The 16,140-nt window shown below is 69.6% G+C and carries 18 protein-coding genes; 11 read left to right on the top strand and 7 right to left on the bottom strand.

What is annotated here, in order from left to right; all coding sequences use genetic code 11:
* Positions 1–25: 25 nt before the first annotated feature.
* Both RM1_RS18455 and RM1_RS18450 read right to left on the bottom strand, forming a co-directional pair.
* The gene (locus tag RM1_RS18455; RefSeq protein ID WP_072753183.1) at positions 26–835 is read right to left on the bottom strand and encodes an alpha/beta hydrolase; all 810 of its coding nucleotides are present in this window, start codon (positions 833–835) and stop codon (positions 26–28) included.
* 301 nt (positions 836–1,136) lie between these two features.
* Positions 1,137–1,760 carry a TetR/AcrR family transcriptional regulator gene (locus RM1_RS18450; RefSeq protein ID WP_072753182.1) on the bottom strand — a complete coding sequence of 208 codons (624 nt, stop codon included), beginning with the start codon at positions 1,758–1,760 and terminating at the stop codon, positions 1,137–1,139.
* Positions 1,761–1,884: 124 nt separating this feature from the next.
* Here RM1_RS18450 and RM1_RS18445 point away from each other — a divergent pair, with 124 nt between their 5' ends.
* From RM1_RS18445 to RM1_RS18415, 7 genes are all read left to right on the top strand, one after another.
* A complete protein-coding gene (locus RM1_RS18445; protein ID WP_072753223.1) occupies positions 1,885–3,066 on the top strand; it encodes a phosphotransferase family protein in 1,182 nt (393 codons plus the stop codon).
* Positions 3,063–4,226 carry an Rv3169 family protein gene (locus RM1_RS18440; protein ID WP_072753181.1) on the top strand — a complete coding sequence of 388 codons (1,164 nt, stop codon included), beginning with the start codon at positions 3,063–3,065 and terminating at the stop codon, positions 4,224–4,226. The genes RM1_RS18445 and RM1_RS18440 overlap by 4 nt, the downstream gene beginning before the upstream one ends.
* Positions 4,227–4,313: 87 nt before the next feature.
* Positions 4,314–5,261 carry a tyrosine-protein phosphatase gene (locus tag RM1_RS18435; RefSeq protein WP_072753180.1) on the top strand — a complete coding sequence of 316 codons (948 nt, stop codon included), beginning with the start codon at positions 4,314–4,316 and terminating at the stop codon, positions 5,259–5,261.
* 131 nt (positions 5,262–5,392) lie between these two features.
* A complete protein-coding gene (locus tag RM1_RS18430; RefSeq protein ID WP_072753179.1) occupies positions 5,393–5,848 on the top strand; it encodes a group II truncated hemoglobin in 456 nt (151 codons plus the stop codon).
* A gap of 161 nt (positions 5,849–6,009) precedes the next feature.
* On the top strand, positions 6,010–6,369 hold the full coding sequence (locus tag RM1_RS18425; protein WP_072753178.1) for a Rieske 2Fe-2S domain-containing protein: 360 nt from the start codon (positions 6,010–6,012) through the stop codon (positions 6,367–6,369).
* A 90-nt stretch (positions 6,370–6,459) separates the two neighbouring features.
* Positions 6,460–6,672, top strand: coding sequence for a hypothetical protein (locus RM1_RS18420; RefSeq protein WP_245816446.1), 213 nt, complete (start codon positions 6,460–6,462; stop codon positions 6,670–6,672).
* A gap of 3 nt (positions 6,673–6,675) precedes the next feature.
* Positions 6,676–7,167: a Clp protease N-terminal domain-containing protein gene (locus RM1_RS18415; RefSeq protein ID WP_072753176.1), complete on the top strand. Its 492-nt coding sequence runs from the start codon at positions 6,676–6,678 to the stop codon at positions 7,165–7,167.
* A 16-nt stretch (positions 7,168–7,183) separates the two neighbouring features.
* On the opposite strand, the gene RM1_RS18410 is transcribed toward RM1_RS18415, so the two are convergent.
* On the bottom strand, positions 7,184–8,092 hold the full coding sequence (locus RM1_RS18410) for a LysR family transcriptional regulator (protein ID WP_072753175.1): 909 nt from the start codon (positions 8,090–8,092) through the stop codon (positions 7,184–7,186).
* A gap of 78 nt (positions 8,093–8,170) precedes the next feature.
* Between RM1_RS18410 and RM1_RS18405 the strand changes: the two genes are divergently transcribed.
* The 4 genes from RM1_RS18405 (at position 8,171) to RM1_RS18390 (ending at position 11,023) form a co-directional block, all read left to right on the top strand.
* The gene (locus RM1_RS18405) at positions 8,171–9,400 is read left to right on the top strand and encodes an MFS transporter (RefSeq protein ID WP_072753174.1); all 1,230 of its coding nucleotides are present in this window, start codon (positions 8,171–8,173) and stop codon (positions 9,398–9,400) included.
* A gap of 62 nt (positions 9,401–9,462) precedes the next feature.
* Positions 9,463–10,101, top strand: coding sequence for an NAD(P)-dependent oxidoreductase (locus RM1_RS18400; protein WP_072753173.1), 639 nt, complete (start codon positions 9,463–9,465; stop codon positions 10,099–10,101).
* A gap of 30 nt (positions 10,102–10,131) precedes the next feature.
* Positions 10,132–10,593: a winged helix DNA-binding protein gene (locus tag RM1_RS18395; protein ID WP_218019718.1), complete on the top strand. Its 462-nt coding sequence runs from the start codon at positions 10,132–10,134 to the stop codon at positions 10,591–10,593.
* A gap of 28 nt (positions 10,594–10,621) precedes the next feature.
* Positions 10,622–11,023, top strand: a complete 402-nt coding sequence (locus tag RM1_RS18390) for an SgcJ/EcaC family oxidoreductase (RefSeq protein WP_072753172.1) — start codon at positions 10,622–10,624, stop codon at positions 11,021–11,023.
* Positions 11,024–11,086: 63 nt separating this feature from the next.
* Here RM1_RS18390 and RM1_RS18385 read toward each other — a convergent pair whose 3' ends face one another.
* From RM1_RS18385 to RM1_RS26455, 4 genes are all read right to left on the bottom strand, one after another.
* Positions 11,087–11,605 (bottom strand): cytochrome C5, encoded by a 519-nt coding sequence (locus RM1_RS18385; RefSeq protein WP_072753171.1) that lies wholly within the window; start codon positions 11,603–11,605, stop codon positions 11,087–11,089.
* A 214-nt stretch (positions 11,606–11,819) separates the two neighbouring features.
* Entirely contained in the window at positions 11,820–13,202 is a 1,383-nt protein-coding gene (locus RM1_RS18380) for an HNH endonuclease signature motif containing protein (RefSeq protein ID WP_169922345.1), read from the bottom strand.
* A gap of 44 nt (positions 13,203–13,246) precedes the next feature.
* Positions 13,247–13,609, bottom strand: coding sequence for a hypothetical protein (locus RM1_RS26460; RefSeq protein WP_072753221.1), 363 nt, complete (start codon positions 13,607–13,609; stop codon positions 13,247–13,249).
* Between the two features lie 68 nt (positions 13,610–13,677).
* A partial coding sequence (locus RM1_RS26455; RefSeq protein ID WP_072753169.1) for an ATP-binding protein occupies positions 13,678–16,140 on the bottom strand: 2,463 nt, incomplete at its 5' end.

Genomic DNA, 16,140 nt, shown 5'->3' with positions numbered 1-16,140 from the left:
CACCTGCTCGACGGCCCGTGCCTGCCTAGGTGGCGTCGGCGGCGGCGACGATCGCGTCGGCCACGACCCGCGGTTGGGAGACCAACGCGACGTGCGAGGCCTGGACCTCGCTGGTGTGGGCACCGATCCGGTTGGCCATGAATCGCTGCGCGGCGGGCGGGATGACCGTGTCTCCCGCGGAGACCAGGTACCAGCTCGGCGTGGCCGACCAGGAGGTGGGGCCGGACGGTTCGATGTTGGCCCACAACGCGATCGAGCGCTGGTGCGCCAGCATGGTCGCGGCCGTCGCGTCACTGACGTCGGGCGCGAAGACGCGATGGAAGGCATCGTCGGCGATATAGCCGTCGAGGTTCTTCCCACCGATGGCCTGGGCGTCGTCGACCACCTTCACCTGTAGCGCAGGCGGGAGCAGCTGGCTGCCCGGGAACCGGATCGGATCGAGGGCCAGCATCACCGGCTCGCCCTGGGCCGGCGCAAAGGCCGCGACATAGACGAGGGCCTTCACGTTCGGGTTGTTGGCGTTGGTGATGACGGCGCCGCCGTAGGAGTGTCCGACGAGGACGATCGGGCCGGAGATCCCGGCGAGCGTCTTCTCGATCGCGGCGGAGTCGTAGCCGGGTCCGCGCAACGGATTGTCGGGCACGACGACGGTGTAGCCACGCCCACGGAGGTCGGCCGCGACGCCGTCCCAGCTGGTGGTGTCGGCGAACGCGCCGTGCACCAGCACGATCGTCGGTCGTGGCGCGGCGGAGGCCGGCACCACGGACGCCGCGAATGCGGTCGCGAGCATGGTCAGCACCAGCAGAACGGCTCGGGCGAATCGGGTGAATCTCATCGTGCCTCCTTCGGCGAAGGTTCCGGCGCTCGCGCACCTCAGGGCATCACGAGAGTCGATGTTTCACAACACTGTTGGCTTTCGGACCCACCTCGGCGCCGAGGTTCTCCGACAGATCCATTCGTCACCCTCCCGACGGGTGTATCCGAATTTCCGTCCAGCGGGCCGCCCCGGACGCTGACTGCGTTCGCAGGTCCCGGCGATCACTCGACCGCATACGGACTCGTCTCGAGGATATCGATCGGCCGGTGCGCGCACGCAGGAAAACCGGAATTCCGGACAGGGCCCGACCCTGTCGCGCCTACTGCCCGGGGGGAATGATGCCGTGCAGGACGATGTCCGCCAACGAGTCGGCGAACGGCCCCGGGTCCTCGACATCGCGGACGGACATCGCGAAGATGGCCGCACCGGCCATGATGTCGAGGAGGGTGTCGGCATCGACCCCCGCGCGGATCTCGCCCCGTTCCTTCGCCGCCTCGAGGCGACGCTTGAGCTCGACCCGGACTCCGGCGAGCATCCGCACCACCAGGACCTCGCGTAGCTCCGCGTTTGTCCGGACCTCGCTCATCAGCCCGGGGGCGGCCGCCCGGGTGGCAGGTGCGGCGAAGAGGGCGACCGCACCATGGACCAGCGCGCGAACCTGGTCCGCGATCGGGCCCTCGGCGCCGAGACCGGCGCCGAGATCGGCGGCCTGCTCCGCGTCGAGCACCGGATAGATCGCCTCGTTGACGATGTGGGCCTTCGACGGCCAGCGCCGGTAGATCGCCGGGCGCCCGACGCCCGCGCGGGTGGCGATGGCGTCGATGGAGGTCCCTGCGTACCCCTTGTCCGCCAGCAGCTGTCGGGTGGCCTCCAGCACCGCCGCGTCGATCGCCGGGTTTCGTTGCGGTCCGAGACGGTGCTTGGCCTCGGTTTCCTTCGGCATTTCTGACAAACCCCTTGCGTCCTCGTGTGATGGCCGTTACATTCTGTCACGACTTTAGTCGATACAACGTGTATCGACTATCGCCACGTGCGCATCGGCGCCACCCGAACCACGAGGAGTGGTGATGACCTCTGAAACTGCCGACGTAGATCCCGACTACGCCGAACTCGCCCGGCCCGGCGAATCCCGCAACGACCCCGCCGTGATGCGGGCGAGCCTCGAGCGCTGGCTCGGGACCGTGCTCGGCCTCGGCGCGAACCCCGAGGTGACCTCAATCGAGGTCCCGTCGGCGAACGGAATGTCCAACGAGACCGTGCTGTTCGATGCGACCTGGACCGAGGACGGCGCCCGATCCGAGTACCGCCTGGTCGCCAGGATCGCGCCGCCCGCCAGCGCGGCGCCGCTCTTCCCGTCCTACGACCTGAACCAGCAGTACGAGGTGATGCAGGCGGTCGCCGCCCACACCTCCGTGCCGATCCCCCGGGTCTACTGGTCGGAGTCCCGCCCGGAGGCACTCGGCGGCGAGTTCTTCGTCATGGAACGGCTCGACGGGGACGTCCCGCCGGACGTCATGCCCTACACGTTCGGGTCCTGGCTCTCCGAGGCCTCCGCCGAGGATCGGTCCCGGCTCCAACGGGCCTCCGTCGGGGTTCTGGCCGAGCTGCACGCCATGGCTCATCCGCAGCAGGCCTGCCCGAACCTGGTCGCCGAGGGCACCGAACTGACCGGTGCGGCAACACTGCGCGCGCACGTGGCGGCGCAGCGACGGTACTACGAGTGGGCCACCGCCGACGGTCCCCGGTCCCCGCTGATCGAGCGGGGACTCGACTGGGTCGAGTCGAACCTGCCCACCGAGGCAGGGCCCGCGGTGCTCTGCTGGGGCGATGCTCGGATCGGCAACATGATGTTCCGAGACTTCGAGCCGACGGCGGTGCTCGACTGGGAGATGGCCACGATCGGGCCGCGCGAACTCGACCTCAGCTGGATGATCTTCCTGCACAGGTTCTTCGAGGACCTCGCAGGTATGGCCGGCCTGCCCGGCATGCCCGACTTCCTGCGTCGCGAGGACGTGACCGCGACCTACATGGAGCTGACCGGACACCGAGCGGCGGACCTGGACTTCTACACCCTCTACGCCGCGCTGCGGCACGCCGTGATCATGTTCCGCGTGCAGTGCCGCGCCGTCGCGTTCGGCCAGGCCGAGCTGCCTGCGAACCCGGACGAGATGATCCTGCACCGCGCGACGCTCGAGGCCATGCTCGACGGCACCTACTGGTCGTCGGTGGCGACGGGATCCGCCCGATGACGCTGTCCCCGCTCGACGACTACCCGGTGCACCAGATCGCCGAGACCATCCGGCACGTCGGCACCTCCGACCGCAACTTCTACGACCGCTACTACTTCAACTGCCATCCCGGCCTCGACGGCGACACCGACCCGCTGTTCCTCATCATCGGACTCGGTCAGTACCCCAATCTCGGTGTGTGCGACGGCTTTGCGGTGCTGCGACGCGGGGACGACCACATCGTCTTCCGGGCGTCCCGCGCACTGGGCGAGGACCGGATGGACCTGTCCGTCGGACCGCTGCGGATCGAGATCCTCGAGGGCCTGCACCGCCTGCGGGTGGTGCTGGACCCGAGCACCGAGGCACCCGACCTCGGCTTCGATCTCGTCTTCGAGTCCGACGGGCCCGCCAACCTCGAGGCCAGGCACTTCCACCGCCAGCTCGAGCGGGTCACGTTCGACACCCAGCGGTTCGTGCAGACAGGCTCGTGGTCCGGATCCCTCACCGTCGACGGCGAGGTACTGCCCGTCACCGCGGACACCTGGCGAGGCAACCGCGACCGCTCGTGGGGTGTCCGCCCGGTCGGTGAGGCGGAACCGCCTGGGCGCAAGGCGGATCCGGCGCTCGCCGCGAGCCAGAACTTCTTCTGGATCTACTCGATCATGCAGTTCGGCGACTTCACCATCGTCACGGTCATCCAGGAGGACCAGCAGGGTCGTCGCATCGTCGAGGACGCGACCCGGGTCTGGTCGGACCGCACCAGGGAGCCGGAGTGGCTGGGCCGGCCCGACCACGAGCTGACCTTCGTTCCCGGCACCAGGGAGGTCGCCACCGGAACCCTGCACTTCCGACGCCCCGGCGCACCGGGCGAGCCCGACCGGATCCTCTCGGTCACCTGCGAACCGGTGCTGCCGCACTATCTCGGCGTCGGCACCGGCTACGGCCTCGAGCAGGACTGGCGCCACGGGATGTGGCAGGGCGAGCTGGTGGTCCAGGGACTGCGGGAGAAGGTCTCGGCGATCGAGCCGTGGAAGAAGATGCTGTGCCCGGTCGACAACCTCGCCCGGTTCACCGTCAACGAGGACGGCGACTCCCACACCGGCGCAGGCCTCTTCGAGGTGGCGGTCATCGGCCCCCACCAGCGCTACGGCTTCACCGGGGTCGGTGACGTCGCCCCCTGACCGGCCCCGGCCCTCGCCGGGCTCGACCACCGTCCGTCAATCCCTTCGGTCGGTCCGTTCCACGCAGACAGAGAGAGGCTCCATCACATGTCCACACGCTCCCGAACGCTGTCCACCCGTACCGCGAGGGCCGCCGCCTTTCTGCTCGCAGGCGGCCTGTTGTTAACCGCGCCCGCCACCGCGGGCGCCTTCGACCTCAGCTCGATCGACACCGGCTCGCTCGGCGGATTGCTCGACCCGGGCTCGAGCAATCCGGTCCTCGCACCGACGCCGAAGCTGTCGTCCGTGGCCAACTTCCGCGATGTGGCGGGCAACGACGGCGCCGGTTACGCCACCTCCGACGGAAAGCACCTCAAGCGCGGCGTCATCTACCGCTCCAACGCGCTCACCAAGACCAGCGACGCCGACAAGGCGACCCTCACCACCCTCGGACTGGCCGACGTCTACGACCTGCGTGGCGCGGCCGAGATCGCCAATCCGCTGGTCGGCGGCCAGGACAAGCTGCCGGACGGCGTCGCATACAAGAGCATCCCGATCGAGTTCGCGGACCTGGTCCAGCTCGCCCAGACCATCCAGTCGCCCGAACAGGGCCGCCAGTTCATGATCGACACCAACCGCAGCTTCGTCACCGACCCCGCCCGTCGGGCCGGCTTCGCACAGGTGCTGACGGACATCGCCACCGGTGACGGCGCGCAGCTCTTCCACTGCACCTCGGGCAAGGACCGCACCGGCTGGACCTCCATGCTGCTGCAGTCGATCGCCGGCGTCCCCGCCGCCACCGTCATGGACGACTACCTGCTGAGCAACACCTATCTCGCGGAGACCAACCAGAAGACCCTGGCGCAGATCACCGCGGCCATGGGCGCGCAGGCCGCCGCCAACCTGACGCCGGTCCTCGGTGTCGACCAGAGCTTCCTCGAGGCCGGCCTCGCGCAGATCACCGCCGACTACGGCAGTGTCAGCAACTACCTCACCGAAGGCCTCGGGCTGAGCCCGGCGACCATCGCGGCCCTCAAGGCCAAGCTGGTCGGCTAGCCCATCAGGGCGACCCCGGGTGCCGTACAGCACCCGGGGTCGCCGACCGCTGGTGACGGAGCGGCACCTCGATCCTCCGCAGACCGGAAGTAATTCTGTAATCATGTAATCATTCCCAACCGAGGAGTGCCATGACAGCGGACAGGAACACCACCGAATCACTTTTCGAGCATGTCGGCGGCCGGGAAGGACTGCACCGCCTCGTCGCGACCTGGTACCCGCGGGTCCTCGCCGATCCGCTCCTGCACCCGCTGTTCGGTGCGGGCAGCCCCAGCCACATCGATCACCTGACGGATTTCCTCGCCGAGGTGTTCGGCGGGCCCACCACCTACACCGACGAGTTGGGCGGATTCCCCGCGCTCCTCGAGGTCCATCGCGGCAAGCAGATCAGCGAGGAGCAGCGTCAACGGTTCGTCGACCTGTTCCTCACCGCCGCCGACGACGCCGGACTACCCTCCGACACGCGATTCCGCACCTCATTGCGCGACTACCTCCGCTTCGGGACCGAAGTGGCGGTGCAGAACTCGCACGCGACCGACGACGTCGACCTTCATCCCTGCCAGGAAGTGCCCCGCTGGGACTGGTGAGCAGGCCTCGAGTCGCCGCCGAACCACGCACGTTCCGCCCAGCGGATGGACCGATTGACGCCCCACCCTCGGATTGACACGGTTGCGCGGATGGGCGTCGATGCGCCGCGCGACCGGACCCTGGACTGCGCGCGCCCACGCCAGGAACGAAGGGACGCGCGTTGACCGCTGTCGAGACCGGATGGCACTGCCTCGGACCGGCCGAGAACTACCGTGACGGCAAGCCGCATGCCATCGAGGCCTTCGGCACCAAGCTGGTCGCGTTCGCCGACCGCAGCGGCGAGATCCGGGTCCTCGACGCCCGCTGCCCGCACATGGGCGGCGACCTGAGTCACGGCTCCGTCGTGGGCGACACGATCGACTGCCCGATCCACCGCTGGCGCTGGAACGGCGACGGCGAGGCCGCAGGCGGGTCCCCGCACCCGACGCCCACCCGCGCCTGGGCGACCCTCGAGCGGGATCGGTTGCTGTTCGTGTGGCACGACCAGGAGAGCAGCCCTCCACCCGTCGAGGCCCGCTGAGCCGCCGGGCCCACTGAACGACCGGTAGCCGAGACCGCTTCCCATCAACAAAGGTTGACAGCCTCACCGTATCAACTTAAGTTGATGGACATGAGCGAGAGTCCCGACCAGTCGTTCGCGTCCGTGGTCGCCCTTCGGCGCCGGGCGGATCAGCTCGAGATCGAGGCCGTCGAACAAGCCCTCGACGCCGGCTGGACCTGGGCCCAGATCGGGCTGGCGCTCGGCATTTCCGGCCAGGCGGCGCACAAGCGACTGGGCCCACCACGGGCGCGGCGACGGGGCCGCCAAGCAGACAAGGAGTAGTCGATGAGGATCACTCGCGCGCTACGCGACATGCGCACCATGAAGCAGCTGTTCGCGGAAACCGAGGCCGAGGCCGATCGTCTCGGCGATCAGAACCCGGGAGCCGAGCATCTGCTCCTCGCGGCCCTGTCCCTGCCCGACGGATCCGCGCAGCGCGTCTTCGACCGGGAAGGGGTGTCGAGGGATGCTCTCCGCGACGCGATCGCTCGCGTGCACGAAGATGCCCTCACCGCTGCGGGTTTGAGCGAAACCGGTCGCTCCGGCGCACTGCCCGGCGCACTGGAACGGCCGAGGACCGGGCCGCTGCGGCTGACGGAACCAGCACAGGCCGCCTTCAGGCGTGCGACCGCGCTCGCCAAGTCCGAGCGCAGGCCGATCGCCGGCGCGGACGTGGTCGTCGGCGTCGCGGAGCTCGAGCACGGCACCGCCGCAAGAACATTGGAACTCCTTGGCATCAGCCGGCCGCGCTTGATCGAGTCGGCCCTGGCGCGGTGAGCCCGGCCCGCGACCCCTACCCGTCCCGGCGGCGCGGCGGCGACAGGAGCTGCTCGTCCGCGACCCCGAGCCCCGACAGGTAGGCAGCGGCCGCGGGCGTGGGCCGCAACCGGCCCCACACCAGGTGCTCCACCCTCGTCGGGGGGTCGACCAGCTCGACGACCCGCAGGTCGGGGAACTCCGACACGATGGATGCAGGCAACAGCCCGATGCACAGGCCCTGCCTGATCAGCCTCGCAATGAAGTCAACCGCCATCACCTCGAAGGCGACCCGACGCCGGACGCCTGCTGCGGCGAAGGCCTCGTCCGTCTGGGCTCGCCCTCCTGACCCAGCCGGGAAGTCGACGAAGACCTCGTCGGCGAGCCGGTTCAGGTCAACGGCGCGTTCGTCTGCCAGCGGGTGCGAGGCCGGGACCAATGCGACCAACTCGCCGCGCGCGAGCTCGACGCCGCAGACGCCCGTCGGCGGGGTCTCGGGGCGCAGTCCGAGGAACGCGACGTCCAGCGATCCCAGCCGGACCTGATCGACCAGATCGCCGCTCGCCCCCATGCGCAGGCTGATCTGTACCTGCGGATGGCGCGCCCGGAAGTCCTTCAGGGACGCGGCGAGATCGATCGCCCCCACCGTGGGGATGGCACCGATCGCGAGCCGGCCCCGGATCTCGCCCGCGGCGGCGGTGACCTCGGCCCTGGCCCGTTCCGCGGCCTCCACGCTCTGCCTGGCCTCGGGGAGAAACGCCTCACCCGCGGGCGTGAGCTCGACCCGGCGACTGGTCCGGTCGAACAGTTTCGCACCGAGTTCTCGCTCCAGGCGCGCGATCTGGTGACTCAGCGCGGACTGGACCACCAGGCAGCGTTCGGCCGCGCGGGTGAAGTTCTTCTCCTCCGCGACGGCGATGACGTACCGCATCTGCTGTAGCTCCACCCATCTATCTTGAATCACGATCGCTGCGGTGACAAACATGTGTTGGACTCATTGATCTTTTCTGGCCAGGCTTCCTTCATGACAAACGTGATGACGCGAACCACGCAGCGCGACAACGCTGCCGAGGCCGGGATCGGCCGAGGGCTGTTGCTGCTCATGTCGGTCTCGACCGGACTCGTGGCTGCGGGCAACTACTTCGCGCAGCCGCTGCTGGACGTGATCCGTCAGGATCTCGAACTCAGCACGTCGACGGCGGCGATGGTCGTCACCGCCGCTCAGGCCGGCTACGCACTTGGCCTGATCATGCTGCTCCCATTGGGAGACCTGCTGGAGCGGCGCGGCCTCGCGGTGGCGCTGTTCGGGGCCACCGCGGCGTTCCTGCTGATGTCGGCCACCGCACCCAACGGAACCGTCCTGCTGGCCGGCACCGCGCTTGCCGCCATCACCTCGGTGGCGGCGCAGGTGCTGGTGACCTTCGCGGTGGCGCTGGCCGATCCTGAGCATCGTGGCCGGGTGGTGGGCACCGTGATGAGCGGCCTCCTGCTGGGCGGCCTGCTGGCGCGGACGGTCTCGGGGATGTTGTCGGAGTTCGGTGGCTGGCGCACGGTCTATTTCGTCAACGCGGTGCTGCTGATCGTGGTGGCGGTGCTGCTGTGGCGCGTTCTGCCCCGCCTGCACACCCCCGCCGGGATGTCCTACCCGGCACTGCTGCGCTCCACCGTCGTCCTGTTCCGAACCGAACCCGTGTTGCGCTGGCGGGCGGTCATCGCCGCGCTCTCGCTCGCCTCGTTCAACGTGTTCTGGACGTCCGTCACCTTCCTGCTGGTCGCGGACCACTACCGGTGGTCGGAAGCGGTGATCGGTCTCTTCGGCCTGGTCGGCGTCGCGGGGACGATCGCCACCCCGGTGGCGGGCAGGCTCGCCGACCGCGGCTACGTGCAGTGGGTGGCCGGCATCGGCACCGCTCTGCTGGCGGTGTCCTGGGTGGCGATCGCCGCGGGTGCGACGTCGCTGGTGTGGCTGCTGGCCGGAGCGATCGCCCTGACCGTCGCGCAGCAGTCCGTGCTCAACAGCAACCAGAACGTCATCTACGCCCTCGCCCCCGAGATCCGCAATCGGCTGAACTCGGCGTTCATGACCGCCTTCTTCGTCGGTGGCGCGGCGGGCTCGGCACTGACCGCCGTCGCCTGGGTGCGCGGCGGGTGGGCAGGGGTGAGCGCCCTCGGCGGCGCACTGGCCCTCGCCACCTTCCTGGTCTGGGTCGCCGAACGCGTGAGCGCCAGGCGCGGCCCCGTCCTTCCGGCGTGATCGCACCGCCCCGGGCAATCCGACATTCCACTGACAAACAAATCGAACAGGAGCGAACAACGATGCGCATCACAGTTTTCGGCGCGGCAGGACAGGTGGGCAGCCGGGCGGTGACAGAGGCCCTGGATCGAGGCCACGAGGTGACGGCCGTGCTGCGGACCCCCGCCAGGGCACACGAGGTGCCTGCGGGAGCGGAGGTCCGCATCGGCGACGCGGCGAACCTCGAGGACGTCATCGACCTGAGCATCGGCCAGGACCTGGTGATCAGCGCGACCCGACCGACACCGGGCCGGGAGAGCGACCTGGTCGCCACCACGAAGGTACTGCTCGCGGGCCTGGCCCGGACCCGGGTGCGGCTGCTGGTCGTCGGCGGCGCCGCGACCCTGACCGTGCCCGGCAGGGCCGGGGTGACCGTGATGGACGAGCCCGACTTCCCGGCCTCGTTGCGGGGCATCGCGCGGGCGTGCGCCGACCAGCTCGAGGTATGCCGTGCCGATGCGTCCGCGCAGTGGACGTACCTCAGCCCGCCCGCACTGCTCGAGCCCGGCACACGGACCGGACTGTTCCGGCTGGGCGCGGACGACCTGCTGGTCGACGCCGACGGTGCCTCCGTGCTCTCCGTGGAGGACCTGGCGGTGGCGCTGCTCGACGAGGCGGAACGGCCACGGCATCACCGCGTCCGGTTCACCGCCGCCTACTGACCTGTGCCCCACCACTGACAGGACAACGACATGGCCATGATCGACTACCCCGACGACGTGATCGCCGCCCAGGCCATGGGCTACTGGACCGACCTGGCCGCCCGCGCGATCATGGGGGCGCTCCGCGGTCAGCTCGCGGTCGAACGACTCACACAGCCACACTGGTGGACCCTCAACCACGTGAGCGGGTCCCCCGACTCCTGGACCCGCACGACGCTGGCGCAGCGTCTCGGCGAATTCGCCGAGGAAGGAACAGATTTCGGCGCCGTCTTCGACGATCTGGCAGACAGGGGCTGGCTGCGCGTCGGCGGCAGCGACGGCACCCTGGCCCTGACCGACGAGGGTGAGGCCGGGAGGCTCCGCGCCCACGAGCGGAACGCCAAGGCGCACCGCCAGATGCGTGAGGGCGTACCGACCACCGACTACGTCGCGACCGTCAATGTCCTGCGGCGCATGGTCGCCAACCTGGACGGCCGCACGGACCTGCCCTGACCACCACGACCCCACCGGGAGCACTGACATGAGCACCGATTCATCCGCACTCGCCGCCATCCGCCGCCTCGTCGCCGACGCCGTGGAGTTCCAGAACGACGTGGACCGATTCATCCCGCTGCACACCGCCGAGGTGACCATCGTCAACTTCGGTGGCCACCGCGTCTCGGGCCGGGACGCGCTGGCCGAGGCCATGCGCCAGGCCCTGGCGACACCACTCGCGGACGTGACCACCACGGTCGAGGTCGAGGACATCCGATTCCACCGCGACGACGTGGCGATCGTGACCTGCGTCAAACGGGTCTTCGACGGAAGGGATTCCGCCACAACGGCCCTGCCTGCGACCTCGGGGCAGCTCACCTACGTGATGGTCGAGGACGGCGACCGCTGGCGAATCGCCTCCGCGCAGACCACGCCGACCAGTGCCTGAGCCCGCTGCACCCCCCTTGACAAGAGGGCACGCCCGCCCGGTTGGTCGCCCGGTGCGGACGACCTAGCGGTCGTCGGTCAGGTGGTCCAAGAGGTCGTCGAGCGACTCGAACTCGACGACCTCGGTGTCGTCGTCCTTCTCGTCCACGGCGACGCCATCGACGTCGAGATCCTCGTCGAGCTGGGCCCGGATCCAGCTGTCGGGAAACTGCTTCGGCGCGGCGAAGGAAAGCAGTACCGCGTCGTGGAAGACTGCCATCGAGGTGAGAGTCAGATCATCACGCAGGTCGGTCGCCTCGACCACGGGCTGATCGCCGACCGCCTCCTCGAGCTCCTCGGCGACCGAGTGGACGATCTGACCCCATCGTGCGTCGGTCACCGTGAGCACCCGTTCGACGGCAGCGAGAAGCGTCCCGGTGTCCATGTCGGAACGGTCGTCGAATTCGGGGTCGACGTTCACGTTGACATCGGTTCCCACAGCACGCATCCGAGCGGTCCCGAAGACGAATCCGTCGTCCGCCTGGGGCGCCGTCAGCAACCCGGTCCGCACGATTTCTTCCCTGAGTCGGTCGATCGGGTCCATCGGGCCATACCTTTCCGAGAATGAAGCGGGTCAGTCGAGCAGACCAGCCCGCATGGTAGTCCTCGTACACCATGGGTCACCTACCGCGGCTCCCGCGTGCACTGGGCCGGCGAGGCGGGCAACCGCAACTTCAATGCAGCGTGATCCACGGCAATCGCCCCGCGCCTGTTCGACTCAGCTCCAATCCCCCGGGCGCAGACCCGGTGGTATCGCCTCAGGCGGCGAAGGGGAGTTGGTTGCGCCGGTTGTGTGCCGGCACGGGTTGTCGGTGGGGGTCGACCCATGGAGGTGGGGTGAACCAGGGGTGCCCGTCGTCTTTGCTGATGGCCACGGTCCAGTCGCCGCGGTGGATGGTGGTGTGGTGGAAGCGGCAGAGCAGCACCAGGTTTGACAGGTTGGTGGGGCCGCCGTTGGACCAGTGTTGAATATGGTGGCCTTCGGTCCAGGCGGCGGGTCGGCCGCAGCCGGGGAAGGCGCAGCCGCAGTCGCGGGCGTTCAGGGCGCGGCGGAGTTTGCGTGGGATGAGCCGGGTGGTGCGTCCGACGTCGATGGGGTTGCCGTCGGGGTCCATGGTGATGGGGGTGATGTCGGCGTCGCAGGAGATCCGGGCGGCGAGGTCGAGGGTGATCGGTCCGAGCCATGGCATCCAAGCGGGGCCGCGCCGTCGCCCCTGTTGGCGTTCGCCTTGGTGGTGGTTGTCGGTGGTGGCGGCGAGGTCGTCGGCGTCGACGAAGACGTTGATGTGGGGTTTTTCGCCGCCTTCGGTGGGTGTGTGTGCGATGTCGAGGTGGGTGCGGATGATGTGGGTGAGGGCGTCGGCGCGGCGTTGGGCGGGGGTGCGTTGGTCTTTGCCGGTTGTTCCGTCGCGGTTGTCGGCGCCGGGGCGTGGTTTGGAGAGGGCGGACAGGGCGGTGAGGAGGGCTTCGCCGGAGGCGGCGTCGAGGTGTCCTTTGAGGTGGACGCGGCCACCGAGTCCGGGTGAGGCATGGAACTCGTTGAGTTCGGCGTTTTCGGAGTCGGGGTTCTTCTTGTCTCCGTTGAGGATCAGCTCGAGCGCCTTCGCACGGCGGGCGAGGGTGGTGGAGTCTTCGGTGCGGGCTGCGTAGAGGAGATAGCGGGCGCAGGCCTGTGTTCGGGTGGCGTCGGCTCCGACGATGTCGAACACCTTTTGGGTGTCGCCGTCGGCCTCGGTCGCGGTGGTGCCGGTGGCGTTGTTGTCAGGGCGGGCGGGGGCGTCGCCGTCGGGGACCTTCGCGAGGAGTTCGACGATCACGCGCACCTGGTCGTAATCGGTTCTTCCGGAGTCGAACTCGGCCGCCACCTCCGGGTGCTTGGCCAGCTCCCGCCCGAGTCGGACGATCCGGTTCGCCTGGCCGGGGGCCATGGTGGTCGCGCCCGCGAGCCAGTTGCCGGGCGAGGACGCCCCGACCTGCTCGGCCACGCAACGCTGATCGACCTGGTGCATGAGGCGGACCCGCAGCGCCTCGAGCTGCCGCATCCGCAGGGACAACTCGGGAATCAGCCGCAGAAGATCGGCGTCGACGAGCTGCCATGCGGCCACTTTCTTTGGCGCGGTGAGCATCTCGTCGAGATCCATGTTCGAATTATACTCGAACATGTGTTCGTGATCAATAGATTGAGCTACGGTTGCCAGACGTAGACCTTGCCGCCTCCGTACCCGGCCCCGGATCCCGAGCCGAAGAGCCCGATGGCGGCGAGCGGGTTCTGCAGGGCGTGCACCTTGCCCTGGGGATCGGTCTGGCTCGCATAGAAGAACCCGTGCCACGAGCCGCAGGAGATGCGATCCGTGCCGTACGGGCTGATGACGACCATCTTGTCGGTGGTCCAAGCCTGCGGGTCGAGAGGCACAACGAAGTGATCGCTGCACGGATGCGACTCCGGCCCACCCTGCCCCCTGTCCGGCTCGGCCGAAGCGGACGGGGCCAGCAGGGTTGCGAGACCGATGGCCAGGGCGCCGGACCCGGCGAGGAGGGTGCGGTTCATCGTCGACTGCCTCTCGGAGAGGTGGAACAGCACGGACAGTATGTTTGTCGGCCGGGAACCGGGTCCCGTTACCGCACCGTCGCGCGTCCGGCGGCGAGCTCGGGATCGCCCAGGACATCGCCGATCCCGCGGGCGGCGCCGCGCTCGAACTCCTCGGCGAACACGTCCTCGGACACGGTGTCCCGGATCAGGGCCTCGATCCTGTTCACGTCGCCGCGCTCGGCCTCGGGCAGCGGCTGCCCCACCGAACTCCTGGCCGCGGCGGCGGCTCCGAGCAGCCTCGCCGCGAGCTCGGGGCGGCCGCCAACCGCGTGCGCGCCTGCGATCCCTTCCAGCGCCAGGGCGATCGCGCGGGGATCGCCGGTCTCCCGGACGGCCGCGAGCCCCTCATGATGCAGCGCCAGGGCCTCCTCGGCCTCGCCGCGCTGCTCGGCGTTGAAGCCCAGTTCGGCGAGGATCAGCACCACCCCGTAGAACGGGACCCCCTGGGCGGCCTCGAGCCGTCGATTCCACTCGAGCCAGCGCTGCAGATGCGCCCTGGCCACGTCCAGATCGCCCCGCCTGCGGGCCACCAGCGCGAGCCCGACCTCGGCGAACTGCTCGGCGAACCGGTGCGACTGCTCCGCAGCGACGCGCATCGCCCGGTCGTGCAGCTCCCTGGATTCATCGAAATCACCAGTGAGCAGGGCGATTCGACCGAGTCCGGACAGGCGGTACGAGACATCTGTCCACAGGTGCAGGTCCTCGGCGAGGCCGATCCCCGCGCGGTGCAGGCGGGCGGCCTCCGGATAGTCCCCGGCGATCTCCGCGAGTGCGGCCAGCACGTCGGTGGTCTGTATCCGTCCCCATCCGTCCCCCAGTTCCGCGAACAGGGCCGCGGCTGCTGAGCCGTGACGCCCGACCGAATCGAGTTCGCCACGGAACAGCGCGGTTATCGCGAGGGCGTGCTCCGCCGCCCCGATGCCCCAGCGATCGCCGAGTTCACGGAACGTCGCGATCGCCGCGTCGACCAGCTCGGACCCCGCCTCCAGCGCGCCGAGCCTCAGGTGGACATACGCCAGGAACCACTGCGCCCGCGCCCGCCCACGTCGATCGTCGACACCGTCGAACGCCCGCAACGCAGCCCGGCTCCGCTCCGCAAGGTAGGCGCCCTCGCCGACCCACATCGAGAATCCGGCACACCAGGCGCCGACCCTGGCGGCACGGGCGGCCGTGGCTTCGCCCTGGAGCGCCAGCGCCCCGTCGAGCGCCCGGCGTCCCTCTGACAACCGACCGCGCAGAAACCAATACCACGCCATCGCGTCGGCGATCCGCAGCGCGAGGTCCACGTCCCCGCGCTCCGCGGCGCCGTCGAGCGCGGCACGGACGTTGGCTGCCTCGGCGTCGAGTCGGCGCAGGCTCGCGTGTTGGCCTCCGCCCCGCAGTCGCGATTCCGACCTTTCGGCAAGATCTGCGTAGAAGGTGTTGTGCTGCAGTCGAACCTGTTCGAACTCTCCGGACTCGTGCAGTTGCTCGAGCCCGTAGATCGCAACCGACTCGAGCAGCCGGTACCTCGGCTCCACGCCGTCGTCCGCGACCACCACGAGCGATCGGTCGACCAGACGGCTCAGCAGATCGAGCACCTCGACGGTGTCGACGCCGACACCGGCACACACGGCCTCCGCGGCATCGAGGGCGCACCCGCCCGCGTGCACAGCAAGGCGGCGCAATACGATTCGCTCCCGCTCGTCGAGGAGACCCCAGCTCCAGTCGATCACCGCGCGGAGGGTCTGCTGGCGGGCCGGGGCGTCCCTCCTGCCCGTGGACAACAACCGGAAACGGTCGTCGAGCCGGTCGGCTAGCTGGTGGATCCCCAACGCGCGCACCCGGCTCGCCGCCAACTCCAACGCCAACGGGATGCCGTCGAGACGGCGACAGATCGCGGCGACGCTGCGCGCGTTCCCGGCGTCGAGCGCGAACCCGGGGGCAGCGGCCGCGGCGCGCGCCGCAAAGAGCTGCACGGCGGAGGAGCGTGCCACGGCCGAAGGTTCCGCGTCCGAATCGACGTCGGGCAGGCGCAGCGGGGGCACGGCCAGCAGGACCTCCCCCTCAACGGCCAGTGGTTCCTGACTGGTTGCCAGGACCCGAAGCCCGGGTGCGCGACGCAGCAGCAGATCCACAAGGGCCGCAACGGAGTCCGCCACATGCTCGCAGTTGTCCAACACCAACAGCGACCGCCTCGATCGCAGCGCACCGGCGAGGAGGTCCGCCGGATCGGCGGACTCGATCGCAGGGCGTGGACCCGCGGCCGCATCATCGCGGAGCCCGAGCGCCACAGCCACCGCCGCGGCCACCTCGCGGGTGGACGACGACTCCGGCGCCGGCGGCCTGCGCAGCTCGGCGAGCTCGACGAGCCACACCCCGTCGGGGAAGCCCTCGGCCGCCGCCTCGGCCGCGGCCAGCGCCAGGCGCGTCTTCCCCACCCCGCCGGGTCCGGTCAGCGTGACCAGGCGGGCGCCGGCGAGCCGATCCAAGGTCTCGGCCAGCTCCCC

Origin of the sequence: Rhodococcus maanshanensis NBRC 100610, from assembly GCF_001894865.1 — a bacterium.
GTDB lineage: Bacteria > Actinomycetota > Actinomycetes > Mycobacteriales > Mycobacteriaceae > Rhodococcus_G > Rhodococcus_G maanshanensis.
This window is presented reverse-complemented; position numbering and strand designations above follow the sequence as displayed.